The sequence below is a fragment of the Pseudoalteromonas piscicida genome (assembly GCF_002744175.1).
GTDB lineage: Bacteria > Pseudomonadota > Gammaproteobacteria > Enterobacterales > Alteromonadaceae > Pseudoalteromonas > Pseudoalteromonas piscicida_B.
Map to the genome: position 1 here is coordinate 1 of NZ_NKHF01000142.1, position 202 is coordinate 202.

The window sequence follows — 202 nt, forward strand, 5'->3', positions numbered from 1 at the left end:
GGTTCAAGTCAAAGCGCATCAGAAAACACTCTATAAAGCAGTCACTTCATGTTTTGAAACAGCCTTGGAAGAAGAAAAGAATTTGCCCGAAGATGTACAAGGGTTCAAGTCAAAGCGCATCAGAAAACACTCTATAAAGCAGTCACTTCATGTTTTGAAACAGCCTTGGAAGAAGAAAAGAATTTGCCCGAAGATGTACAAG

General features: G+C 39.6%; 1 protein-coding gene. It reads left to right on the plus strand.

Annotation, left to right across the window (positions count from 1 at the left end; genetic code table 11):
* Positions 1–202 (plus strand): hypothetical protein (locus tag CEX98_RS23120; protein WP_206780901.1); only part of this gene is annotated, 202 nt, incomplete at both ends.